Origin of the sequence: Streptomyces sp. NPDC047841, assembly GCF_040704085.1 — a bacterium.
Taxonomy (GTDB): domain Bacteria; phylum Actinomycetota; class Actinomycetes; order Streptomycetales; family Streptomycetaceae; genus Streptomyces; species Streptomyces argyrophylli.
Map to the genome: position 1 here is coordinate 19,207 of NZ_JBEYRP010000044.1, position 23,254 is coordinate 42,460.

18 protein-coding genes and 5 pseudogenes are annotated in these 23,254 nt (G+C 69.6%); 11 read left to right on the forward strand and 12 right to left on the reverse strand.

All coding sequences use genetic code 11. From position 1 onward, the window contains the following. Positions 1-76 precede the first annotated feature (76 nt). Positions 77-529 (reverse strand): annotated as a pseudogene (locus tag AB0947_RS39560) (HAD-IC family P-type ATPase); the annotation flags it as partial. A gap of 1,028 nt (positions 530-1,557) precedes the next feature. Here AB0947_RS39560 and AB0947_RS39565 point away from each other — a divergent pair. From AB0947_RS39565 to AB0947_RS39575, 3 genes are all read left to right on the forward strand, one after another. After that, entirely contained in the window at positions 1,558-2,778 is a 1,221-nt protein-coding gene (locus AB0947_RS39565) for a S53 family peptidase (RefSeq protein ID WP_366755230.1), read from the forward strand. Between the two features lie 319 nt (positions 2,779-3,097). Continuing rightward, a complete protein-coding gene (locus AB0947_RS39570) occupies positions 3,098-4,324 on the forward strand; it encodes an ADP-ribosylglycohydrolase family protein (RefSeq protein WP_366755231.1) in 1,227 nt (408 codons plus the stop codon). Between the two features lie 706 nt (positions 4,325-5,030). Further along, positions 5,031-5,267, forward strand: a complete 237-nt coding sequence (locus AB0947_RS39575; RefSeq protein ID WP_366755232.1) for a hypothetical protein — start codon at positions 5,031-5,033, stop codon at positions 5,265-5,267. A 1,153-nt stretch (positions 5,268-6,420) separates the two neighbouring features. Here AB0947_RS39575 and AB0947_RS39580 read toward each other — a convergent pair. From AB0947_RS39580 to AB0947_RS39595, 4 genes are all read right to left on the reverse strand, one after another. Beyond that, positions 6,421-7,260, reverse strand: a complete 840-nt coding sequence (locus AB0947_RS39580) for a caspase family protein (protein ID WP_366755233.1) — start codon at positions 7,258-7,260, stop codon at positions 6,421-6,423. Continuing rightward, positions 7,257-7,661, reverse strand: a complete 405-nt coding sequence (locus tag AB0947_RS39585) for a hypothetical protein (protein WP_366755234.1) — start codon at positions 7,659-7,661, stop codon at positions 7,257-7,259. Before AB0947_RS39585 ends, AB0947_RS39580 begins: the two co-directional genes overlap by 4 nt. A gap of 34 nt (positions 7,662-7,695) precedes the next feature. After that, on the reverse strand, positions 7,696-8,277 hold the full coding sequence (locus tag AB0947_RS39590; protein ID WP_366755235.1) for a SigE family RNA polymerase sigma factor: 582 nt from the start codon (positions 8,275-8,277) through the stop codon (positions 7,696-7,698). 152 nt (positions 8,278-8,429) lie between these two features. Continuing rightward, positions 8,430-8,831 carry a peptidoglycan-binding domain-containing protein gene (locus AB0947_RS39595; RefSeq protein WP_366755236.1) on the reverse strand — a complete coding sequence of 134 codons (402 nt, stop codon included), beginning with the start codon at positions 8,829-8,831 and terminating at the stop codon, positions 8,430-8,432. A 562-nt stretch (positions 8,832-9,393) separates the two neighbouring features. Here AB0947_RS39595 and AB0947_RS39600 point away from each other — a divergent pair. Beyond that, a complete protein-coding gene (locus AB0947_RS39600; protein ID WP_366755237.1) occupies positions 9,394-9,603 on the forward strand; it encodes a hypothetical protein in 210 nt (69 codons plus the stop codon). A 63-nt stretch (positions 9,604-9,666) separates the two neighbouring features. On the opposite strand, the gene AB0947_RS39605 is transcribed toward AB0947_RS39600, so the two are convergent. Next, positions 9,667-9,876 (reverse strand): hypothetical protein, encoded by a 210-nt coding sequence (locus AB0947_RS39605; protein ID WP_366755238.1) that lies wholly within the window; start codon positions 9,874-9,876, stop codon positions 9,667-9,669. Positions 9,877-10,484: 608 nt separating this feature from the next. On the opposite strand from AB0947_RS39605, the pseudogene AB0947_RS39610 reads away from it, so the two are divergent. After that, positions 10,485-10,625 (forward strand): annotated as a pseudogene (locus AB0947_RS39610) (IS30 family transposase); the annotation flags it as partial. 41 nt (positions 10,626-10,666) lie between these two features. On the opposite strand, the gene AB0947_RS39615 reads toward AB0947_RS39610, so the two are convergent. Continuing rightward, the gene (locus tag AB0947_RS39615; RefSeq protein ID WP_366755239.1) at positions 10,667-11,140 is read right to left on the reverse strand and encodes a hypothetical protein; all 474 of its coding nucleotides are present in this window, start codon (positions 11,138-11,140) and stop codon (positions 10,667-10,669) included. 222 nt (positions 11,141-11,362) lie between these two features. Here AB0947_RS39615 and AB0947_RS39620 point away from each other — a divergent pair. Both AB0947_RS39620 and AB0947_RS39625 read left to right on the forward strand, forming a co-directional pair. After that, positions 11,363-11,866 (forward strand): annotated as a pseudogene (locus tag AB0947_RS39620) (NUDIX domain-containing protein). A gap of 391 nt (positions 11,867-12,257) precedes the next feature. Further along, a complete protein-coding gene (locus AB0947_RS39625; protein WP_366755240.1) occupies positions 12,258-16,850 on the forward strand; it encodes a hypothetical protein in 4,593 nt (1,530 codons plus the stop codon). 67 nt (positions 16,851-16,917) lie between these two features. Here the strand turns inward: AB0947_RS39625 and AB0947_RS39630 are convergent. Continuing rightward, a pseudogene (locus tag AB0947_RS39630) lies at positions 16,918-17,678 on the reverse strand (transposase family protein). Between the two features lie 658 nt (positions 17,679-18,336). Here AB0947_RS39630 and AB0947_RS39635 point away from each other — a divergent pair. From AB0947_RS39635 to AB0947_RS39645, 3 genes are all read left to right on the forward strand, one after another. Then, positions 18,337-18,648 (forward strand): hypothetical protein, encoded by a 312-nt coding sequence (locus AB0947_RS39635; RefSeq protein WP_366755241.1) that lies wholly within the window; start codon positions 18,337-18,339, stop codon positions 18,646-18,648. A 295-nt stretch (positions 18,649-18,943) separates the two neighbouring features. Beyond that, on the forward strand, positions 18,944-19,519 hold the full coding sequence (locus AB0947_RS39640) for a transcriptional regulator (protein WP_366755242.1): 576 nt from the start codon (positions 18,944-18,946) through the stop codon (positions 19,517-19,519). A 44-nt stretch (positions 19,520-19,563) separates the two neighbouring features. After that, positions 19,564-19,803 (forward strand): hypothetical protein, encoded by a 240-nt coding sequence (locus tag AB0947_RS39645; RefSeq protein ID WP_366755243.1) that lies wholly within the window; start codon positions 19,564-19,566, stop codon positions 19,801-19,803. A gap of 262 nt (positions 19,804-20,065) precedes the next feature. Here the strand turns inward: AB0947_RS39645 and AB0947_RS39650 are convergent, their stop codons facing one another. From AB0947_RS39650 to AB0947_RS39665, 4 genes are all read right to left on the reverse strand, one after another. Then, a complete protein-coding gene (locus AB0947_RS39650) occupies positions 20,066-20,566 on the reverse strand; it encodes a hypothetical protein (RefSeq protein WP_366755244.1) in 501 nt (166 codons plus the stop codon). Continuing rightward, positions 20,479-21,591, reverse strand: coding sequence for a hypothetical protein (locus tag AB0947_RS39655; protein WP_366755245.1), 1,113 nt, complete (start codon positions 21,589-21,591; stop codon positions 20,479-20,481). Before AB0947_RS39655 ends, AB0947_RS39650 begins: the two co-directional genes overlap by 88 nt. Before the next feature lie 125 nt (positions 21,592-21,716). Beyond that, positions 21,717-22,034 (reverse strand): hypothetical protein, encoded by a 318-nt coding sequence (locus AB0947_RS39660; RefSeq protein ID WP_366755246.1) that lies wholly within the window; start codon positions 22,032-22,034, stop codon positions 21,717-21,719. Positions 22,035-22,072: 38 nt separating this feature from the next. Beyond that, positions 22,073-22,330: a hypothetical protein gene (locus tag AB0947_RS39665; RefSeq protein WP_366755249.1), complete on the reverse strand. Its 258-nt coding sequence runs from the start codon at positions 22,328-22,330 to the stop codon at positions 22,073-22,075. 12 nt (positions 22,331-22,342) lie between these two features. Between AB0947_RS39665 and AB0947_RS39670 the strand changes: the two are divergent. Further along, a pseudogene (locus AB0947_RS39670) lies at positions 22,343-22,600 on the forward strand (transposase); the annotation flags it as partial. Positions 22,601-23,254 lie beyond the last annotated feature (654 nt).

A 23,254-nucleotide genomic window follows, 5' to 3' on the forward strand; every position in this document is an offset into this window, starting at 1 on the left:
CGGAAGCGGGATGGAGGGGAGAACCGAGCGGAATTCGGGACGCTCAGGCGGCTTGGTGCCGCGCTGGTGCGGTGGCCTACCGGGTGGCGGCCTGGAAGCGGCGCAGGCGCAGGGTGTTGCCGACCACGAACACCGAGGAGAAGGCCATGGCCGCACCCGCGATCATCGGATTGAGGAGTCCGGCCGCGGCGAGGGGCAGGGCGGCGATGTTGTAGGCGAAGGCCCAGAAGAGGTTCGATCGGATGGTGCCCAGGGCCTTGCGGGCAAGTCGGACGGCGTCCGCGGCGACGCGCAGATCGCCTCGGACCAGGGTCAGGTCGCCGGCCTCGATGGCCGCGTCCGTACCGGTGCCCATTGCCAGACCGAGGTCGGCCTGCGCCAGAGCGGCCGCGTCGTTGACGCCGTCGCCGACCATGGCGACCGAACGCCCCTCGTTCTGGAGGCGCTTGACGATGTCGGCTATGTCCTGCGGCAGGACCTCGGCAACCACCTGCTCGGGCTCGATGCCCACCTCCGCTGCAACCGCCTCGGGTTGGCGAGGCGCGCGTTCGTCCCTTGAGGCCTGATGCCTTGGCGCGGCGGCGACCTCAGACGGGGAGGTTGGCGAGGGGCAGGTCGGGGCGGGTTGCTTCCGAAGTAGCGGGTCACCGCGAAGACGCGCCCGGCCGAAGCAGAAGGCCTCTCCTTGAGCCTTGCGCGGTGGTCCTTCCGCACGTCGCAGCACTTGGCGGCCCCGGCTCCGTCACACAACCAGGTCCTGCACACGCACCCCGCCGGTTGGTAGCCGGCGCTTGGAGGGCGGCGGCGGGGGTGGACCTTCGGGGTGTTGGCTCCCGTCCGGCAGCTTCGACAAGCCGGACGGGATCGGCGGCACGGGGCCTCCTGGGTCCCTTGAGCACGAGGGGAACCCGCGTGGCCCTGCCGGCGGCCGAGTACGGCACGACCGTCCGGGCCCTGTCACCCACCGCGACGATTGGCTGCGCGGCTACCGGGACGCCTTCGGCTTCCTCTGCCTGATCCTGCGCCGGACGTCCGGCTGAACCAGAGTGGACCACCTCGCCACCTCACGCCAGCCACCGTGGACCGGCCCCATCTCCGTTACTCGGACGTGCTGTTCGACGAAGCCCTCGACCGGCACGCCACCCATGGCGATGTCTGACGATCACCGTACTCGCGCGACGAGGGCAGACGCCCACCTTTGTGCGGACCGTGGACTGTCGGGCGAGCGCAAGCACCATACGAGGGCGCCGGCTCGCCGCCCCTGTGCCGCCCACCCGGCGGTCACAAGACAGACCGACACGCCGTCAGTTCTCCGTGCGAAGGGTCACCGGAGTCCGTCAAGCCATGGTCGGGCCGCATTTCGGCCATGACTTGCCCAGCAACGGCACATGAATGCCTCCGGAAAGGCAAAGGAACGTTCCCGCTTCAACCGCCGTCTTGTTGTCGTGGCCCGGACATCCGTACGTTCTGCGCGGCCACGGTGCACACCCCGCGCCGAGGCCGTACCGCGCACCCCCCACAGCCCTCCGGTTCACCCACCTTGCAGAGGACGTCACTTTGCGTAGAACCGTTTCCCTCGCCGCTGTGGCCACGCTCGCCACGGCCGCTCTCGCCCTGGCCGCCCCCACCGGCCAGGCAGCCCAGGCCACCACCTCCCCGTCCCACGGCGTCACCGTGGCCCACGCCTGCGCCGCCCCGACGAAGAAGGGCGAGATGGCCTGCAACGCCCTGCAGGTCACCGCGGGCACCCCGCAATCAGCGCACGCCGAAAGCGATCTGACGGCAGCCGCAGCGCCCTCCGGCTACGGCCCCGCCTCATTGCAAGCGGCATACAACCTTCCCTCCGCCACGGGCGGTTCGGGCCAGACGGTCGCGATCGTCGACGCCTACGACGACCCGAACGCCGAGGCCGACCTCGCCGTCTACCGCTCCCAGTACGGCCTGCCCGCCTGCACCACCGCCAACGGCTGCTTCAAGAAGGTGGACCAGAACGGCGGCGCCACCTACCCGCGAGGCGACTCCGGCTGGGCCGAGGAGATCTCCCTCGACCTCGACATGGTCAGCGCGGCCTGCCCGAACTGCAAGATCCTCCTGGTCGAGGCCGGTTCGGCCACGATGACCAACCTCGGCACGGCCGTGAACACGGCGGTCCGGCTGGGCGCGAAGTTCGTCTCCAACAGCTACGGCGGCTCGGAGTCCTCAAGCGACGCGACGTACGACTCCTCGTATTTCAACCACCCTGGCGTCGCCATCACCGTCTCCTCCGGTGACAACGGCTACGGCGTCGAGTACCCGGCCGCCTCCTCGTACGTGACCGCGGTGGGTGGTACGTCCCTGAAGACCGCGTCGAACTCGCGTGGCTGGACGGATACCGTGTGGAGCGGGGCGGGTTCCGGCTGCTCCACGTACGACGCCAAGCCCAGCTGGCAGAAGGACACCGGCTGCGCCAACCGCACGGTGGCGGATGTGTCCGCGGTCGCCGACCCGAACACCGGCGTCGCGGTCTACGACAGCTACCGCTCGGCCACCGGGTGGATGGTCTTCGGCGGCACCAGCGCCTCCTCCCCGCTGATCGCGGCGACCTACGCGCTGGGCGGCACCCCGTCCGCCGGCTCCTCCCCGGCGTCCTTCCCGTACGCGCACACCTCGGCGCTGTACGACGTGACCAGTGGCTCCAACGGCACTTGCGGCGGGTCCTACCTGTGCACCGGCACCACCGGGTACGACGGCCCGTCCGGACTCGGCGTCCCGAACGGCACCGCCGCATTCACCGGCTGAACAGCCCGATGAGCTGAGCCGTTCGGCGGTATGCAACGCGCGGAGGGCGGCGGCCGCCTTGTTGCGGCACTCCCGGTCCTCCGCCACCGCCACCGGGGCCGGAGTCGGCGATGATGCCGGCTCCGGTCCCCGGCTGCCGGAAATGCCATTCCGTACGGCGGGCGCCCGAGTCAGGGCAGCCTGTGCAGGGCTACGCCCTGTCACCGGTGCGGTGGTCCTTGCTGCCCGGTTGCTCCTGCCGGCCCTGAGCCCGCGTAGCAGGTGGTATCACTGCTGTTCTGGGAGAACGCGGCATCGCACGCTGTTGGAGGGGGAGCGTATGGCTCATGGTGAGCAGGGCCAGGACGGGGTGGAGGTGGATGACGAGCGGTACCAGCCCTACCACCAGGGCGGCATCGTGTGGGACCCGCCTTTCGTGCTCACCCCCGAGCAGGAGCACGCCAAGCATGAGGCGGAGCAGGAGCACCGTAGGAAGTTCCTCAGGAACAGGGCGGAGTCTCGAGTACGGGGGATGCTGCTGGGTCTGGCGGTGGGGGAGACGCTGGGGGCCGCTGGGGGCAAGCTGCCGGCCGGTGGCCCGTTGCGGGCCGGTGTGAGTACCCAGTTGGCTTGTTTCACTGCGGAGGGCACGATCCGTGCGATCGTCCGCGGGAAGCACAAGGGCATCTGCCATCCGCCGTCGGTGGTCTGGCACGCGTACTGCCGGTGGGCAGCCCTGCAGGGCATCGAGGCCGAGCGGATGCGGCGCCGTTGGGCCCCCTACGACAAGGAAACGACGTGGCCGGACGGCTGGCTGGCCCAGATACCCGTGCTGACGGAACGGCGCGGCTCCGCGCCGGCCACGGTGGCGGCGTTGTCTAAGGTCGAGCAGGGCACCTTGGAGCGACCGGCGACGGACAGCCGTGGCTACCACGCTCTGACCCGCACCCTTCCGGTTGCCGCGGTCGCCGTCTCGGATCTGGGGTACTGGACCGGGCAGGCGCGAGAGTTCGCCGCTTTGACGCATGGTGACGGGGCGGCGCACTCCGCCGCAGCGCGCGCGACCGTGCTGGTCCATCACTGCCTGACCGGCAACGGGGTGCGGGATTCACTTCAGGCCGGGCTCTCCGCTCTCCCCTCCCTTGATCGGGGCCTCACCGACGACGAGCACGGGCGGCTCACTGCAGGCCTCCGGCAGGCCGTCGCTCAGCCCGCCGACGCCGGACGGCTCGCCCAGCTCGCACCGGATGCCACGGCACCGTCAGCACTCCTCGGCGGGCTTTATGCCGCTGCCTCCTTTCCTGACCGTACCGACGTCGAGACCGCGCTGCGCTTCGCGGCCGGCGCACCGAGCGGTGCCTCGGTCGCCTGTGTGACCGGCGCCCTGCTCGGGGCGGCGCACGGCGTCGAGGCACTTCCGGGCGGCCTGGTGAGCCGTCACGAACTGGCCTGGGTCCTCGATACCTTGGCTCGCGACCTGTTGAGCGAAGCCACCGATTCGCCGAGCGGCGGCGAGTACGTCGGGGGCTGGGACCCGAACTGGTGGAACCGCTATCCGGGAGGGTGATTCTCCCGGTAGCCACGCATGGCGGTTGCACTGCCCACGGCACCGGCAGCCGCGCCTTCTCCGCGTCGGTGACCATCTGCTCGACACCGCACCGGCGGCGCAGGAGGACGTCAATGCCGGCCAGACACGCGTGCTCGTGCCTGCTTTACACCCACACCCGCGTCCGACACCGCCTGGAGCAGATGCGTCGGCGCACCGTCGCCGACCGCGCCACCTGCCTCGCCGCCGCGCCGGCCGCCGACGGACACCCATGTGCCCGGCAGGCGACCTCCCACTCGCTGACACCCCGACGTCCCTGCGGGGGGAGTGCCGTGGCGCGCATCCGGCCGACGGGATTTGGGCCGCCCCCCGCCCGGTGGGTCGCCGGGGCGGCCCTGCCCGGACACCGCCTCGCCGCGTGCCAGGCGACTGCTCAAGCGTCCGCCCGGACCGAGCGCTGCGCGCGCTCACGCGCGGCGGGGCGGCAGGCGGTTCCATGCGCGCCGACGCGGCGGCGGGATCCTTCGCCGGACGGCCAGTGACCGGGCGGCTGATCTCCTGGCTGTCCGATCACTGTCGGCTCGCTCCACACTACGATCGGCATCCAGACAACTGGGTGGTTTTTCTCGGACACGCGACAGCTCTCGAAGCCACGTGCGATTCCTGCACCTCGCCACGCCAGACACGGCCGTAATGGTGTCGTTCCACCCATCGTTCAGTAATAAAAGTGGTCCGCATCCGGGCCGGGGACGAGTGGGCCGTCATGTGCCTGAGCGGGATGCTCGACGATGCAGGGTCGGCTTACCAGGGCAACGAGGCCGAGGACGGGCTGGAGGACCGGATTCCCCCGGCGGCGCGCGAAGCAGCCTGCCAGACGATCACCGACGTGGAGGCCGTGCCCGCCGCCGTCGAGGGCAGGGCGGAGTCGTGTTCGGTCACCCTGGTGCGGACGCAAGCCGCCTGACAACCCCGACGGCGGATGCCCTCTTCCTCGAGCAGGAGGCCCGCGCCGACGCGGAGGACAAGCGGCGCCGTGCCGCTGAGCGGGGGGGTGGAGCGCGGTGTGCAAGCGGTGCGGACAGAAACTCACCGACCAGCGCTGGGAGGAGACCACCGCGCACAGCACTGCTGGAAGGCCGGGGACGTGTCCGTGTGCGGCACCCGCCATGCCGATGATGTCGCCCGCGAGGAAGCCGCCGCCGAAGCCGCCCGCCTCCAGGCCGTCGCACCGCCGGAGCCGGACCACGGCCAGGAGCCGGGCAGGGGCCGCAACTGGTTCCGCCGACTCCGGCCCTGACTTCTGGACGGCTGGGACGCGGCGGGCGGGGGAGCACCCTCGTAGTGCTGTACCAGCGCCGGGGCGCTCAGGCGGGTGCCGGTGCCGGGCGCAGCGATGCCAGCGGGGAGCGCCGGCTCTTCTCCACCGCGCGCAGCTTAGGAACAGTTCGGGTGTCCCAGGGCGTGCGCTGTCTCAACGGACCGGCTGTCGCTGCATCGCACTGACAGTGAGGGTCTTGTACGGAGCTGTCTCAATAAGCGACGACAAGCGTTACCCACTCGTGACCTTTCAGATGGGGTGGGCCGATAGCAGACGGTGGAGCAAGCCGATCAGGTCGCGGCTGATTTGGGAACTGCCGACCCGTACTTAGCGCAGCCGTGGGTCCATCTCCAGTAGCTGTTGGTCGGTGCGGTAGATGCCGCCGGCGAAGTGTTCGATCGCCGAGCGCAGGCGCATGGGGTCGGCGCCGTAGGTATCCAGCATTCCCGCGACGACGTAGCGCCGGTCCGGGAGACGTTGGTGAGCTTCTTGTGGAACCCTGGTGGGCGCGGTGCGTCGGCTTTCAGGCGCACGATGAGAACATTGGAGACCATGAGAGTCCCCGGCGCCCTGCGCAGCACGCCCACGCACTCGACGTCCTTCCACGGCACGTGAGCTGAATGCGTCCCGTGCTCGGTGCTCAACCCGTCGCCGTTGACGACAAGGTCGTAGTGGACATCTCTGCGAAGCAAGAGCAGGAGGAGGACCAGACCGAGGAAGAGCGCTATACCGGCGGCGGCGATCAAGGTCGCGAACCACCCCTCGAACAGCACGCCCATTGCGACGGGCACAGCGAGCATCAGGACCCACAGGATGGTGTCGCGGAGGCGATTGGCCGGCGGATCGGGCGGCTGCTGCCGGAAGCGGATCTCTCCCTCATTGCCGGTCGGCGGCCCTGCATGCGGCTGGACGGGGCCCCGGACGAGGGCGAGGTTCCCGGCGGCGTTGACGGAGCGCCGCTGCGGCCGCGGCAGTCCCATCCCGTGCAGCACGGTGTCGATGTGCTGGTGGATGTCGTCCAGGGTAGCGGCTGTGGCTGGTTCAGCGCGTCCAGCAGGGCTGCGGTGAAGGCGGTGTGCCGTTGCCCGGGCGGTGCGTGGGAGGGGGCGGTGGCCGTGGTGGAGGTGAGGGTGTAGGTGCCGCTCATGTCGAGTTGAGCCGACAGCAGGCTGCCTGATTCGGTCATGGCGGCCACCGCGCGGCCGGAGAAGCAGCAGTCCAGCACCAGGACCCGCAGATGTGCCCGGGCCCGGCCGAGGTAGCGCTTGACCAGATCGGCCGGGACACCGGTGAAGCCGACGTGATTGGGGTCCGTGGAGGACAGGGCGAGGTGGAGCAACCCGTCCTCGTCCAGCAGTCCGTGTCCGGTGTAGTAGACGAGCAGCAGGTCCTCCGCCTCGCGGGCGGCTTGGGCAAGTGCCATGCCGACGCTGCGGTGATCGGCCGGATCGGCCAGCACCCGGCAGTGTTCCGGCGGCAGGATTCCGTGTGTCTGATCCGTGAGTGCGGAGCGAAGGTCCGCGAGGTTGGCGCCCACGGCGGGAATCGCGGGCAGACCGATGTCGTCGAAGTCGCTGCACCCGATGAGGACCGCCCGGGAAGTGACACCGTCGGGGAAGCGCGGCGCGCTCTGCCTCACTCCTGCCCGCCCTCCAGCAGCTGCCCGACCGCCCCGATCACCGCCTGCGGATCGCTCGTGCGGCGGACCTCCACGGTGACCTCCCGCCCATCACCGCGGCTCACGTGCACGGTGACGTCCGCACGGCGTTGCACCAGCCAGGTCGACAGGGAACGGGCCAGCACAGCTCCCGCTCCGCCGGAGCCCAGCGCCACCGCCAGCACGTCCAGCGCGGCCCCCATCTGCCCCGGCTGAGGCATCCGGGCCAGCAGCTCCACCCGGCCGCGCAGCGCTTCTTCCGCGGCCAGCCAATCCCGCAGCGACACCAGATGCGCCTCTGCCTCCACACCTGGCTCGGCCGATACCTGCACCCTCAAAGTGCAGCCTGCAGACGGCGTTTGACTGTCCTCGCGTTTCTCCATGAGGCCATCGTGCCAACAACAGCGGCCCAACACCTCAGAACACCTCCATGAGTTGGCGCCGCGGGTGCGGTGCATCCCGCGCATCATGTCCGGCGGCCGACGCCGAACCGGAGTCGGGGTCGCGGCGCTGCCACTCCTGACGGAGCCGCGTAAGCGCACGGTGCAGAGCGCTCTTGACCGTGCCGGGCGCCATGCCGAGGGCGGCGGCCGTCTCGTCGGTGGACATCTGCTCCCAGCACCGCAGCAACACGACGCTGCGCTGCTGCGGCGCCAGCACTCGCAGGATGTCCATCAACAGCGCGCGTTGGGCGTGCTGCTCGGCGCAGTCCCCGACGGGCGCGTCCGGAAACTGCTCGACGGGCAGTTCCTGCAGCTTCTGGGCCCGCCACCACTCCGTGCGAGTGTTGATTATGACGCGGCGGACATAGGCGTCCGCGAGCTGCTTGTCCACTATGTCATCCCAGCGACCATACGTTCGCAGCAGCGCGGTCTGCAGCAGATCCTGAGCGTCCATCGGATCGGGGACCAGACTCCGGGCCCTGCGCAGCAGAGCGTCATGCCGCGTACGCACGTACTCATCGAAGTCCGGCGCCGGGTCAGGGTCTGGCGCATGCACGGTTGAATGCCTTTCGTGAATGGCCCTGAACGGCAGGAGAACCGCGGCGCGGCCGCTGCATACCCCCGTAAGACATCGGCCGCGCGTCGTACGGTCTGGCTGAGAGGAACTCGTCGCCGGCTCGCGATGTCCTCTGCATCGGCGAGCCGGGCTCACAGCGGCACGTGCCGGCCTGTCACCCCTCGTGCGACCGCGAGGCCGCACGAGAGAGGCGCGCAGGGTTCAGCTGCAGGTCCGGTAGTCGTAGCCGGCGATCCGTCCGTTGCCGTCACCGTCGTAGAAGTGATACCGGCCTTGGTCGTCTCGGCTGAGCTGATCGCATGGGCCGTGCCGATGTACGTGTCGATGGCTCCTTCGCCGTCTGTGTCCCGCAGCCAGTCGCCCGCCTTCCCGAAGGTCTCCTTTCCGACCACCCCGTCGGGGCTGGCCTCCCAGTCGCTCTGCCACGCCTTGGTGGCGTCCTTGGTCTGGGAGCCGAAGACGCCGTCGATGTCCGAGGCGGAGGTGAGGGTTGCCGTCCGCCCAAAGGATCTTCTGCCACAGGCTGGTGGCATTGGAGGCGGTGTCGGTGCCCGTCGACAGGATGCCCTCGTCGTCCCAGTCGTTCGAGAAGGCACTGGCGCCGTAGACGTAGGGTTGACCGCTGTAGGTACCGCTTGCGGAGGCCGGGGAGGCGCTCAGCGTCAAGGTCGCGACAGTCAACGCGCCGATCGAGCATGCGATCAGCTTGGCCCGCGTCATATGTGACGTCACAGGTGCTGCTCCCTTGTCGTGATTCTGATTGCCTCGAGCCTGCGCGGCGACGAGCAGGGCCGGCGCCTAGCTGCTCGCTGCGAGGCCTTTCGTCATCGAGTTCAGCGGGCCGGGAATTGAATGGGCAGCCGTCTCTGCCGCCCTGATCAATGGCGTCCATGGTGCCGGCGCGCGTCTTGGGTTTGCGCGTTCGCTGATCAGCCTCCGGTTTCCCTGCCCTGTGCAGGGCGTACCGAAGGCCGTAGATCGAGGCGGACAGGGATCGCACAGGCATCCAGCCCGCACCCTTCCGGACGCGGGCTGGCACGGCGATGGCGGGGAATGTGGATGAAAGGGGCAAGTCAGGCGGATATGGTGGTTGTAGTGGATGAGTTCGATGTGGACGCGGTTCTCGAGCAGGCGCTGGACCGCCTCGCGCTGCTGGCGGAGGTGACCACCGCGCTGGGCAGCACGCTGGACGCCGATGCGGGCCTGCGCAGGGTGTGCCGGATCATGGTGCCGCAGCTCGCCGACTGGTGCGCCGTGGACCAGCGAAGCATGGCGGCCCCGCGGGGAACGTCGGCCGCGAGCTGATCCCAGCTGAGGAAGCGCACATGTTCTGGGATGCTGACCAGTCCGGTGATTGCGTCCGCCGGCTCAGTAACTGACGACGACCACGATGTTTGCCAAGAGCAGAGCTACGAGCACGGCGAGGACAAAACGGTTGAACGTTCGGGACCGCCTCACCGCCACAACGGCAACCTCTTCGGCCGTCCTACCATCAGAGTTCGGGTAATCACGCCACCGACCTGTCGCCGCCCACAGCACCCCCAGGAACACGAGGACGTCAACCGTCCACTCACCCATTCGAAATGGCGTCACCTGCGAACCCCCTCTTCTCGCCCCGGCGCGGAGCCTAGCGCAGCAGCAGTGGTCCAGAGGTCCGGGCATGTCACGCTGAGTGTCTAACTGCGTGGCATCGCCGACAGATAGCGGCGGACAATCACGCACACCTGCGGACCGTCATCGCAGGTGAACGGAGGCGGGCCGGTCGGCACTTGAGTTGCTGGCCGCGGTCAGCGAGACGGTCCCCGACGACCTTGCCGAAGTGCTGCCGGGGGCACGCACCCACACCATCGAACCTGTGGACGAGTGGAAGGATGACCACCGCAGTTCGTTCGGCCGCCAGGGGAGAGGTGGGGTCTGGGTACGCCTGTCCTGGCACGACTTCCACCTGGCGGATTGACTCGACGTGCTCGCTGTGAGAGGTCGGCGACGGCTGATGGGACTACGGTGCGGACGCCGGTGAGACAACCACCGCCTTCCTGTCCGCCGCCGGGGCCCGGGCCGCCTGGCGCGAGGGCCGGGAAGCGCACCGCCGGCCCGCACCGTCGACCCCGATCCCGGAGACCTGGAACTACCGCGCCCCAGTCAGGGCGTACGGCACCGAGCTGGTCCGCGATGCCCCTGAGCGCGTCCAGAGCTTGCCTGCTCACCTGAAGCGGTCACTGACCTGGGACCAGGGCAGTGAGATGGGTCGCCACCGCGAGTCCGCCGTCGCTACGGACATCCCGGGCTACTTCTGCGCCCCGGCCGACTACTGGCAGCGCGGGTCGGAAGCCGACCTCTCAACATCGTGGACCGCAGGCCGGTGGCTCTACTCGGCCGTGCGGGCCTTGCCAGTTGGGCGTTCGGTCTGCTGGAAGATATCTCCTCCGAACCCGTCCCAACCGACGGTCATGGTCTTCCGCGACAGCGCGTAGACCCGCCCTACAGTCCGATCAGTATTGCCGTCATCGCATGTGAGTCTGAGGACCCACAGTCCGTCCTCTTTGGAGGCTCTGCCTCGACAGTGGTGTCCGCTGAACAGTTCGACTTTCCGGTCATCGATGAGGAGTCGGGCGAAGCTGCCGCGGTCGAGATGGACCCAATTGCCGTCGAGTGGCGGCTCGGCTCGGCCATTGGTGCCACGAGTGCCGGTCGTGTCGGACAGGCTGTCCGAGTTTGCCGCCGCCGTCGACGTAGGCTTCGAGGAGGGCTTCGGCTCACTGGACTTCGTGCCACCGCATCCGGACAGGCCGACGACTGCCGTCAGGATCATCCCGGCGACCTTGTGCACTCGCTTGATCACGTCATCCTCTCGAAGGGCCGGCAGCCCGAGATCGCGGGACGCTGCAGGACGGCAGCGGATTGTAGCTTTCGGGGGAGCCTATCGTGCCGTGCCTGCCGCCCTGCCGTGCCGCTGTCCGCGTGCCCCCGCGCTGCCGCTGCGTCGGCCTCCCGCTCGCGCGCCGGCCGCGCCGCCGTCCCCCAGGCCCGCGCGGTGTCAGTGGGCTCTGCCAGGGTGTGCGTCGTGGGCGAACTGGTGGAGCGTGTCGACGAGCAAGATCGTGTGCTGGGGGTGGTGGTCAGCCGTCGGCAGGCCATCCTGGAGGGCTGGCTGCACCGGGTCGCCGTGACGCTGTGTCGTGATGAACGTGGGCGGATCCTCGTGCACCGGCGGTCGGAGCAGCTGTCGCGCTTCCCCGGGCTCTACGAGGCCGTAGTCGGTGGTGCCGTGGATGTCGGTGAGTCCTATGAACAGGCCGCCGCGCGGGAGCTGGCCGAAGAACTGGGCGTTCGTGTGTTGCCGCGCTTGCTGTTCACGTTCCTCAACCGCGGTGGTTTGAGCCCTCACTGGCTCGGCGTGCACGAAGCCGTGCTGCCGGACGCCGTGGTCGCTGATCCTGATGAGGTCGCCTGGTAAAGCTGGCTGACCGAGCCGGAGCTGCGGTCGGCTCGGCTGGAATGGCGCTTCACCCCCGACAGCCACGAAGTCTTCAGCCGGTATCTCGCGTTCCGGGCCGCGCGGTCCTGACCTTTCCAGCTTCTCGGCCTGGGGTGTCTGCTTGCAGCCAAAGCACGGAACACGTCAACGACGATGCGTGCTCAGCGCTTCAAGAAAGGCCAGGTCCGGGTGGGAGATCGACGACAAACATCGCGATAGTCGGCACCCGTTGGAGGACACCTCCAGGAGGAGCCAGTGAGCCTTTTCCAACCTGACTGACGTCGACGGTCGGGCGCCATGCGGAGTGACCGGCGGCCGGCCTGTCGCATGATGGGATCGCTGGTCAACAGCCTGGCCCAGCTACAGTCAGGGCCGAGAATCAACCCTCTGACCAGCGAAGATGCCAGGTTGAAAGAGGCGCCTTGGGCCGAGGTTTTCGGGGACTCCGGAAAGTGTCGGTGAAGGGTGGGAAGATCGGTGCATGGCAGGTGGTGTGTTCGGTTTCCAGGTTCCTCGGGTGTGCCGGGTCCGGGGCGGCAGCGGTCCCGAGAGGGACCTGTTCACTGCAGATGACGGGGCTTTCCGGGTGGACGGCCAGGGGCTGGTGACGGAGGTGAGCCAGCTGGACGAGGGGGCGCTGGCGTCTCCGTCGGTCGTGGCGGCGTCCGGAGCGATGGTGGTGCTGGGGGAGCCGGGCGCGGGGAAGACCTCGGTGCTGACCGGTCTGGTCGAGGGGCTGCCTCGTCTGGAGGAGGCGTGGGAGGGGGGCGAGGATGCTTGTGTGTGGGTGTCGGGCGGGGACCTGACGGAGGCCTCATACGCGGATGAGCTCGGCTGCCACTTCGAGGTGCTGCCTGCGGCAGGGAGCACCGGCGATGGCGCCGGGATACTGACGGTCGTGTTGGACCAGGCCGACGAGAGCTCTTATCTGAGACATCTGTCCAAACGGCTGAAGAGATCCTTGCGTGGCCGGGATATCGGCCGGGTCCGGTTCCTGATGGCCTGCCGCACGGCCGACTATCCACCCGACGCGACGGGCGTGCTGGCCGAGGTCTTCGGCACATGCCGTTGCGTGGATCTGGCGCCGCTGAGCCGGCAGGAAGCGGTCGCGCTGGTCGACAGCGCCGGGGCGCCGGGGGAGGAGGTGGTGACCGCGGCCGAGGTCGCCGGTGCGGCGGCACTGGCCTGCGTCCCGCTGACTCTGGAACTGCTGGTGATGACCTACCGCGTCGACGGCCGACTGCATGGCACGCCCCGCGAGTTGTTCGCCCGCGGTGTGCAGTACCTCGCAGAGGATCCCGACCCTGACAGGCTCAGCCACGCTGTCACCACGACCGCGCCGCAGCGTCTGGTGGTGGCTGGACGGATCGCCGCCTGGATGCTGTTGTCCGGCCACCGGAGCGTGTGGCGCGGCCACAGCCTCAGCGCCGGTACCTTCGATCTGCCCGGCGAGCGGCTGGCGTCCGGCCAGGAGCAGGCGGCCGCCGGCACCTTCAACGTCACCTCGCAGGTGGTCCAAGAGACCCTGACGACAGCCTTGTTCACGGCGCCGGATGTAAACCGGGTCTCCTTCCGCCACTCGTCCGTGGCCGCCTACCTCGCCGCCCGCTACCTGACCGAACGCCAGGCCACACAGCGGCAGCTTGAGAACCTGTTCCTGGTCGGCGCCCCCGACGGCGGGACCGCCAGCATCCCTATCCCGCTGCGGGAGACCGCCGCCTGGCTGGTCGCGATGAACCCCACAGCCACCAGGTGGCTGGTCGGCGCCGACCCCGAGAGCCTGGCAGTGCACAGCACGCTGGTGCGCTTCGATGAGATCCGGCAGCTGACCGTGGAACGCCTCCTGGACCGCGCCGCCCAGATCGAGCTCAGCGGCCACAGCTGGCAGCCGACCCGCTGGGACCTCCACCACCCCCAGCTGGCAGACCAGCTCACCGACGTGCTCCGGGCGGCTCCCGAGGGCGAGGCGGCCGACTGGCCGACCAGGGCGCGCATCCGGCTGGCGATCCGGCTGGCGCAGGAAGCCGGCACCACCCACCCGGGGCTGGCCGCAGCGCTCCTGCACCTGGTGGAGAACGACACCTGGCACCAGACCGAACGCCGCCTGGCCGCACGCGCGGCATTCACCTGCGACCCCGGCCGCGCCATCCCCGTCCTCAAAGAGGTCCTCGCCTCGCTCATCGACCCTGCCCACGTGGACGCGGTCGACCCCGACGACGCCCTCCGAGGCACCCTGCTGAGCCTGCTGTGGCCGGACCACCTGGACGCGGCGACCATGCTTGCAGCACTCCGCCCCCCGCGATCCCAGCACACCTACGGCATGTACGCCCACTTCCTGAGGGCCATGCCGGACCGGTGCACGGACGAGCAGCTCCCGGAGGTCCTCACCTGGGCCGAGAAAGCCGCTACCGCTTCCACCCGGCCCCGGCCCGCACCGACAGCCCAAGACAACTTGGTAGAGACCACAGTGCTGGCCAAGGGGGCCGCCGAGGACCAGCCGGGCGACGGCTTCGACTTCGCACCCCACCGGGTGGAAGCCGAACTGCTCGACGCCCTGGTCAACCGGACCCTTAGCAGCCAGAACGCGACACAGCACCTGGACACCCTGGCCAGGATCATCTTCTCCCGGTTCCAGAACCACCACACCGTTCGCCTGCCCGACGCGCTGCAGCCTGACGAGCACGGACACGAGCCCCCACACGTGCAGAAGCTGCGCCGTGCCCTGGCCGACGCACTCATCGGTGAGGCCGTACGTAGCAAGACCGAACCTCGCCTGGCGGCCTGGCTCATCGTGCGGGAATGGGAGCGCCGATCGCCTCTGCTATGGGGCTCCGCGCCCGAGCACCCCAGCCGCCATCTGCTGCTGGACGGAGCCGACTTCCCCTGGGCATGGGAGCAGATACAGCATGCCGCGGCATCCGGGAACGAGGAGATCATGCACGCCTACGGTGAACTGGCCTCCACCTTGTTCCCCCACGGTGACCAGGACGCCTTCGAACTGGCCTACGACGATCAGCATCCCGGCTGGCCGTACATGCGCCACCTCTACGAGGCTGTAGACCTCGGCAGCGATCTGGCCAAGGCATGGCGCCGCAATCATCAGGGGCAGGACAGCACCTGGCCGGAGTCGACCGCCTTCCTCGCCGAGCAGAAACAACTCCTCGCCGACGCCAGAGATGGCGACAACGACAGCCTTTGGAAGTTCCTGTGGCACCTGCGCGTAGACCCGCAGACCGGCCGCTTCGAGGAGCTGCCCGACACCATCCGCGCCTGGCCGGGAAGCGCCGCCCTCCAAGACAACCTCACCGACCTGACCGACCTCGCACTGCGCTACCTCACCACCGAGGACGATCACGCCGACTCCTGGCTCGGGCAGAACCTGCACAACAAGCGCTCCTGGGCCGGGTACGCCCTCCTTACCGAACTGCACCACGCCAACCGCATCACAGACCTGCCACCTAACGCCTGGAAGGCGTGGGCCGCGGCCCTCCTCACCGAGAACCTGCACCTGGCCACCAGCTACACCGAAGACACCCGGCAAGACCTGCTGCGCATGGTCGCCATCCACGCACCCGAGGAACTGGCACGCCGCGTCGACCAACTGGCCCGAGCAGAACTCGCCGACGGCAGCCAGCCTCTCCAGCTCAACCCGCTCGACCCGCGCTGGGCACCACAACTGCGCAGCACCCTGGAGCAGCTCGCTGCCGGCCTCTCCGCCCGACTCGGGGTCCTCCAGACCACCAGCACAGGATCCGTTGGACCAGCCGCCTCAGACCACAGCCCTGTGCAGGTGCCCGACACCAGCGAAGCCCGTGACGCAGCCATACGGACCTGGCACAGCCTCCTCACCTCGCTCCTGGAAGCCGGCAGCCAGGTTGCCTATGACATCGCGGAAACCGCACTTGTCGCGCCCGCCGAAGCACCTGAGTCCGCCGACCTCCTCCTACCGGCCGCCCAGGCTCTTCTGGCCACGGACGCCGCCACCCACTGGCCCCGCATCCAGGCCCTTACCGCTGCCCATCCCGGCCTCAGCCACCGACTGGCCGAAGCCTGCGCCCAAGACCACATCAGCGCACCGATCCAGACCTCCCTCGCTGAAGCGGCACTCGCAGACCTGTACCACTGGCTTAGCGACCTGTACGCGCCCGAAGAAGACATGAACCCCCTGGGGGCGCACTGGGTGACCCCGCAAGAGCAGGCGAGACGGTGGCGGGACTCCTTGCTCGGGGAACTGAGCCGGCGGGCCACCGCGGAAGCCGTCATCGAACTTGGGAAACTGGCCAACGAGTATCCCGACAGACTGTCCATCGCCGCGGCTCTCGTCACCGCAAGAACCCAGCACAGCGCCGCTAGCTGGGACCAGGTGCGGCTGGAAGACGTCATCAAAGTCCTCCATGACCCCGCACGGCGCGTCCTCCGTAGCAGTACCGATCTCCTGGCCGCCGCCGGCGAGGTCCTTGAGCAGATCGCACAGGACATCCCTTCCCACGGTGAGCTGCTCTGGGACAGGACCCCTGGCCAACGCACCCGGAAGAAAACCGCCACAGCCGAGGACGCACCGGTCCCGGACACCTGGCGGCCCAAGCCCGAAGCGGCCCTGTGCGCATACCTCGCACATGAGCTTCGCCTGCGGCTGGGCGGCCACCACGTCGCGGTGAACCGGGAAGTGCTGATTCATCCCACTGACGCCTATGGCGCGGGGGACCGAACCGACATCCTTATCGACGCCATGCCGTCCCCTGGCGACAGCCCCCACTCCGCCTCGGAAGAACCGGTCAGACTCGTCATCGAGGTCAAGGGCTCCTGGAACCCCAGCGTTACCACAGCTCAGGAGGACCAGCTGGCGGGCAGGTACCTGCCCGAGACGAAGACCGACGCAGGTATCTACCTCGTGGGCTGGTACCCGATAGATCTATGGGACGCCGTGGGGGACAAGCGCAAAACTCAGGCGAAGAAGCTGGATCTCAGTACGCTGCGCACGCATCTGGCCGAGCAGGCGCGGAAGGTCTCCGAGGCCGCGACAGTGCACCTGCGTCCCATAGTGGTCGAAATCCCCCGACCGTACTCCCGGTAGTGTCTTCTGTGGTGGCGTCCCTCCGGATGTTTACCCGGCGGAAAGACACAAGGAGCTCTTTCCAACCTCAGTCTGAGCTGGCCAGATGCAGGCAGAGGACGGCTTGGACGAGGCTCGTGATGCGGGTGGTGGAGCATCGCAGTCTGCGGAGGAGCCGCCAGGACTTGAGGGTGGCGACGGCCTGCTCGACCAGGGCTCGGATCTTTGCGTGAGACCGGTTGACGGCCTTCTTTCCTTGGGAAAGCGTCTCCCAGCGTCCCCAGCACGGGGTACGGACCGTGCCCCCGGCGCCTCGGTATCCCTTGCCCAGCACTTGATGCCGGTGTCCGTGAGAGTGCGGATGATGCCGTGTTCGCGGGCGGCCCGGACATCGTGGATGGCACCGGGCAGAGCTGGTGAGGCCCACAGCAGCCGGCCGGACGGATCGGCCAGGATCTGCACGTTCATCCCATGCTTTTTGTGATTTCCGGAGTAGAAGGGCCGGTCCGCGGCGATGTGGTCGATCGGCAGCAGCGTCCCGTCCAGCAGTACGAACGCCTTGGTCGATGCCGTCCGGGCCGCATCAGCAAGGCTCGGGGCGAGGGAGGCCAGGAGCTCGACGGCCTCGGTGATGTACCGGTAGGCGGTGGTGGTGCCGACGTCGAACCCGGCTGCGAGCTGGGCATACGGGTGGCCGTTGCGCAGATGGGCGATAGTGAGCAGGGCCTGCCGGCCGGAGCTCAGGCGTCGCCGTCGAGTGCCGAGCTCCCGGCGGCGTCGGCGGAGCTTGGCGGACAGGAAGCGCAGGGCAGAGGTGGACACGTCGACGCCGGACGGGTAGACAAGCACACGAGGCCTCTGGTGGAGACGGATTTCTTGGTCGAAAACCCATCTACCAGGGGCTTCACCTCTCTGTCAGCCCAACTGCCCACCCTGGCCGTCAGGTTGGAAAACGCTCACTGACTGAGGAAGGTCCGGCTGCGGGAAGTGAGTCGAAGGGCTAACGCCCGGTCACGTGTCCCGCAGCCGGCACCGGCATGCTGTCACATCGGCAGGCCCTCGTGCGGCCAAGCACGCGGCGCAGGGGGATGCCGACCGGCGAGCGCGTGCCGATCGCCGTCCTCGCCTGACCGCCGGATCGGGGCGGGTCGAGATTCCAGGAGTGGGGATTCGCTACATCACGGGAGAAATTCTTGACTGACCTGCACGAACCACTCAAGCCGTTCGATCACTACCCGGACAGCGGCGTGGATCGCTGGCACGGCGCTATGACCACGGTCGCGGTTACGGGGCAGCGTAGGTATCAGCGCACCACCTCGGAGGTGTAGGCCGTGTGGTCCACCATCGTCGCCGTGCTCGGCACTCTCGCCGGAGCTGCTCTCGCGGGCTACACGCAGCGTGCGACCGACCGGCGGGCGCGCGACGCCGCGCACCGCCAAGAGGTGGCGCGCGCTGTCGCGGAGCTGCTGGAGGCCGTTGTCCGCCACCGGGAGATGCATGGCTGGCCGTGGCCGCTCGGCGAGCGGGCGACACCGAGACGACCGAGGAGCGTGCCGCGAGGGCCTCGACCCGCAGCGCGGCTACCGTCGCCCGGGACCGGCTCGGGCTCCTGGTGCTCGATGACCTCGCGCTGCTGGATGCCGCTGAGACGGCATGGAGGACGGCGGTAGAACTTCCCGACATCTCCTTGGGCCCCGTAGTCGACGGGCGGTTCGAGCCGGACGTCGAGGCCGCCCTGGAGGTCGCCCGGGAACGGTCTCGGAGCGCGCATACCGCGTTGCGGATCGCAGGTGCGGCGTACGTCAACAACGGTCACTGATTCGATGGCCTCGAGCCGGACGCGGACGAGCCGGAGTCGCCGCGGGCCGGCGAGGTCGGCCTCGTCATTGAACAAGGACCGGTTCGGGTCGACGACCTGCGTGCCCGTCGCCGCGCAGCTTCACTACTCCCGTTTCGTGGACATGGCCCACACCTGAGCCCACTAGAGCCACTGAGCGCCCCCCTCCCGCGCTTCCACCCCGTCCGGGTCTCCTCCGGGTGGCCCGGTGCGGAAAAGGCGCTCACATCGGCGCACACGGCCACACACGCAGCAGACGAAGGAGGGATCTGGCCCCATGCCGGAACGCAACCTTGAGTTCGGCGCGTTCGGTGCCCGCGGCATCAAGGGCCACGAGGCCGCCGCCCGCCAGCTCGACGCGCTTGCTGGTTTCATCGCCACGCCGATCACGGTCCGGCGCGGTTTGCTGGCCCGCCTGCACTACCTCACCCGCACCGACCGTGCCCGCGCCGCTGCCCGCGAGGCGGGCCTGACGGTCACCGACCGCACCCTGCGGGCCTGGCTCGAGGGGCGACGGAATCCGTCCCGGCAGAACCTGGCCCGCATCGAGGCCGCCTACCGCGCGGTGCGCCGGCGCAACGTGGCCCGCAGCCTGCTGGCCCGCCTCAACCGTGCCGGCCGCGGGACCCGGGTGGAGTTCCACCCGCTCAACCACTCACAGGTCCCCCGACCCAGGCAGCGGGCACTGAGCTACCGCCTGCTCAACGTCCGGCACTGGGACCGGATAGTCGCCGGATGGGCGGCCGGTGACGACGCGGCCCTGGACGACGCATGGGTAAGCGACGCAACCGTGGACCTCGGCTCGGAATGGGGCCAGTACGAGTACGTCACCAACATCGGATTCGCCGCCTGACCCGGGGGCGTAAACGCTGCTGGGAAGGCCGTCGGGCGGACGGTATGCCGTTCCATCCAGGCCGCGAGCACGAGCGCTCGGGAACCGAACCGGACCGGCTGTTGCCCGCCCTGCGACGCGCCGGACTCGTCCTGCCCGACGGGTCGACGCCCTTCGAGCACGGGCAAGACGTTCCGGACGCCATGCTGCGGGTACTGGCGATGGTTGAAGCGGAGTTCAGTCTGGACCTGCCCCGCCGGGCCGTGCTTGAGGACGCACTCACCACAGCTGTGGTTCAGGTGTAGCCGCAGGGCCGCACAACGCTCGCGCCATGCTCGCCCGCTCCCGGAACCGGCCGCCGCGCCCGCGCCACGCCGCCCTCCCGCTTCCTTCCGGCCACCCGCGGCAGTCCCGATGCCGACCCCCGCCATGACCCCGCCCGCGCCCGACACGGGCGATAGCCACCGCCAGGAGCAAGGCGAGCGGCGGCGCTCCGGCGCCCGACTGCCGTGGTGCGCCCTGGACGCCTCGGCCCAGCGCCCAGCTGTGACTGGCCAAGCCGCGTTCTCAGAGCTCGTCCACCGGCTCGTGGGCGGGTACTTCCCCGGGGCCGCGCCGTCTGCGGTTGCCGGAGAGCGCGACGATCCGGTGGACCGGCAGCCTGATCGCCGGGTGGCCGCCGGTGGGGGAGAGCCCGACGTGTCCGGTGTCGGGATCGAAAAAGGTCACCGTGCCGTACAGGCGGTGCAGCGCTGTGTCCGGCCGCCTCCCGCACTCGACGTCCACCCACAGCGTCCAGTCCCCCAGCCAGTGGATGGGCACCTCAGCCAGTTCCGCAGCAGCGGCGCCGGGGTGATCGTGATCCGGCACCCACGTATACGCCCCTACGACCAGATCGTTGTACCGCTCGATCGAGTCGAGCCCGCCCCGCCCCGCCCCCATTGCGGGCCGCGCGTCCCGCCGTGCCGCCCGCGCCTTCGTCACCAAAGACGTGGGCTGCGCACACGCGCCATCGCGCTCGGCATCCACCTCAAGGTAGGGGTAGGCGCCGCGCAGCAGCGACAGCACGTCCTGCTCCTCAGGCCCCCGGCGTGCAGGTCCGGCCCCACAACGATGCGCCCGGGGTGATCCCGGGTGTGCTCGGCGGCATGCCGGGCGGCGAAGCGGGGGACGGCCAGCACTACCGCGTGATCGGGTTCCCACCCGTAGCCGCTGCGGCGTCCGCCGAACGGCACCGTGGGCCCGTGCTGCTCGTACTGGGCCAGATAGGCGAGCTCTGCATCCTGCGGCCGAACCAGCGGCCAGCCGGTCACCAGCAGCAGCTTCCGACCCGCGACAGGATCACCACTGACGGCCGTATGCAGAGCCTGCTCCAGCCTGTCGCAGCACTCCATCACATACCGCTGCCACCGGTGCTGGAACTCTGCATCCGCCCACTGCGCGGGCGAAGCGAACCCATCAGCCGGCACCGCAGCGGGTTCCGGCAGCGCAGTCACATCACGCACCCGCGCGTCCCCCCAGCGAGCTTCCAGTGCCTGCATGGCCGCCGTGCGCGCCTGTGCCGCCCCCACACCCCGGTCCCGGGCACTGCTCCAGGCCCGCCGGACAACCGCCCACGCATCGAACGGCTCCGCCGCCCACCGCGGGCGATCCACCACCGCGGCCGCCAACTGCAGCCCTGCCTGCCGCACCTGCCCGTCAGCGGCCACCGCATCGCACGCCCTGCTGACCGACGTGGCCTCGCGGGCCGCGGGAGCCGCCGCCCGCCAAGCAGCCAGTGCCGCCTCCGACCACTCCAGCACCCCGCCCCACGCCCCAAGCAACTGCCGTGCGCCCGCACCGAAGACCGAATCAGCCGTCCACGGCTCAAGCCGCGCCCGCACCGCCGCATCACGATGCCGGGCCGCCTCCCACAACACCTGGGCATAACCGTCCCACGACCGTACCCCCGCCGCCCGCTCCTGCAGTTTGCGTACCCGGGCGTCGGCCGCGGCCACCTCGGCCGCCGCCAACCACAGTGCCTCCCCGCCCGGCGCCACCACCACCAGCGGCGCACAATGCCGGCACACCTGGTCCACGACATCAAGAAGCACCAGCGCAGTACCAGTCAGACGCTCTGCGTACCGGCAGTGGCTGCGCCACCTCGAACCGGTCGCGGGAACGTGCCACTTACCACTGCCGGAACGCCCCAGCACCACCGCGGCCCGGCCGGCAGGTATCACTCGGGTGGCATCGGCGGCTGGGCCAACGCCTCGATCAAGGTGACGACGGCGACCCGGTGCCGCTTGAGTCGGGACGCCTCGTCGTCGCCGGCGGTGTTGCGGATGGCGGGCGGTGTGAAGAGCCGCGCCTGGGCGGCGGCGGACGCGATCATGAGGGCGTCCGTGTCGGTTTCCAGGTCGGTGCCGTGGGTGTCGGCGACGGCTTGGGCCTTGCCGGGATATGCCTCCAACTCGGCCGCCGACGCCTCCGGCCGCCGACGCCTCCGGCCGCCGACGCCTCCGGCCGCCGACGCCTCCGGCCGCTCCAGCGTCATCCGCTGCCAGCCCTGCGCGACGAAGGGCTCGGTATAGCTCAGACCCTTCCTTCAGTTCTGGACTTACCTCGGAGGCTGCGGCGGGCCATCACCCAGCGGTAATGGGGCGGTGGATCAGGGTCGAGGATGGGGTTGGCGGGGAGCTTGGCCGCGACCCCGTCGTAGACGCGCGGGCCCTTCGCCCCGTCGCCGCAGGACAGCCGCTGCCAGGCATCGGCAGGTGCTTCCTCGATGAGCTGGTCGATGCGCCAGATCCCGGCGAGAGACGTGATCTGCTGGGACTTGGGCACTGCCACCACGTATCCGATGTGGACGGCACGCTGGTCCCTACCCGCGACCGGGCCGTGGCCGCCTTCAGCAAGAACTACCGCTACTCCACCAACCACCAGGTCGTCATCGACGCCGCCACCCGCCTCGTCGTCTCCGCCGGCCGGCCGCTGCCCGGCAACCGCAACGACTGCCGGGCCTGGGAGGACTCCGGCGCCAGGGCCGCCATCGGGGCAACCCCCACGGTGATCGCCGACGGCGGCTACCGGGGCACCGGCCTGACCGTCCCACACTATCGCCGCCACAAGGACGAGGAACTACCTGGCCCTGTGGCCCCGTCGTGTGATGCTCGCCGCCTTTGCGCGTACGGCAGCATGCCTGACGCATGGCTCATTCCGGGCCGGCGGCGCCGTGGCGGATGCGGACGCTCTCCCCGGCCCTCGGTCGTGCGCGGTGTGCCACGGTCGGGTTGTGGCTCAGGCGGTCGTCTCGACTCCTTGACCTCGTACGCACCCAGTCGGAGCGCCTGCGCACTCGAGGGGCGAAGCCGAGCGGCAGCGTGCCGCCTACCGCCACCGCTCCAGCCTGCCCGACGTCGTCGACCACGTCATCGCCGCCACCTGCCCCTCGCAGGTGCCCTGAACAGCACCAGCGGGCGTGCCCACGGGGCAGACCCGGTCACCGTGGAGCCCGGAGAACGCGCTTCGGGGGCGCGGGCGTGAGCGCCTCGCGCCGGCGGCCCGCCCGAGGAGGGGGCTGATGAACCCGGCGGGCTGCACGGGAGCGACACCGATGTCCACGAGGACCGTGTCTGCCGCAGCGAAAGCCACCTGACGCGCTGGGGCGCCAAGCAGCACAGTGGCCTGGTCTACTGCCGGAAGACTTCTACCCGCTGCAGCTCGACGTCCGAGTTGGGGCGGTCCTGCGTGGTGGGAACGTTGGCGATCGCGTGG

What these genes read in the sequence shown, in the direction of transcription:
- AB0947_RS39570 (WP_366755231.1), top strand. Translation starts at nt 3,098, where the DNA reads ATGGCTCATGGTGAGCAGGGCCAGGACGGGGTGGAGGTGGATGACGAG.
- AB0947_RS39585 (WP_366755234.1), bottom strand. Translation starts at nt 7,661, where the DNA reads ATGGAGAAACGCGAGGACAGTCAAACGCCGTCTGCAGGCTGCACTTTG.
- AB0947_RS39595 (WP_366755236.1), bottom strand. Translation starts at nt 8,831, where the DNA reads ATGCCACCAGCCTGTGGCAGAAGATCCTTTGGGCGGACGGCAACCCTC.
- AB0947_RS39605 (WP_366755238.1), bottom strand. Translation starts at nt 9,876, where the DNA reads ATGGGTGAGTGGACGGTTGACGTCCTCGTGTTCCTGGGGGTGCTGTGG.
- AB0947_RS39625 (WP_366755240.1), top strand. Translation starts at nt 12,258, where the DNA reads ATGGCAGGTGGTGTGTTCGGTTTCCAGGTTCCTCGGGTGTGCCGGGTC.
- AB0947_RS39640 (WP_366755242.1), top strand. Translation starts at nt 18,944, where the DNA reads ATGCCGGAACGCAACCTTGAGTTCGGCGCGTTCGGTGCCCGCGGCATC.
- AB0947_RS39645 (WP_366755243.1), top strand. Translation starts at nt 19,564, where the DNA reads ATGCCGTTCCATCCAGGCCGCGAGCACGAGCGCTCGGGAACCGAACCG.
- AB0947_RS39660 (WP_366755246.1), bottom strand. Translation starts at nt 22,034, where the DNA reads ATGACGCTGGAGCGGCCGGAGGCGTCGGCGGCCGGAGGCGTCGGCGGC.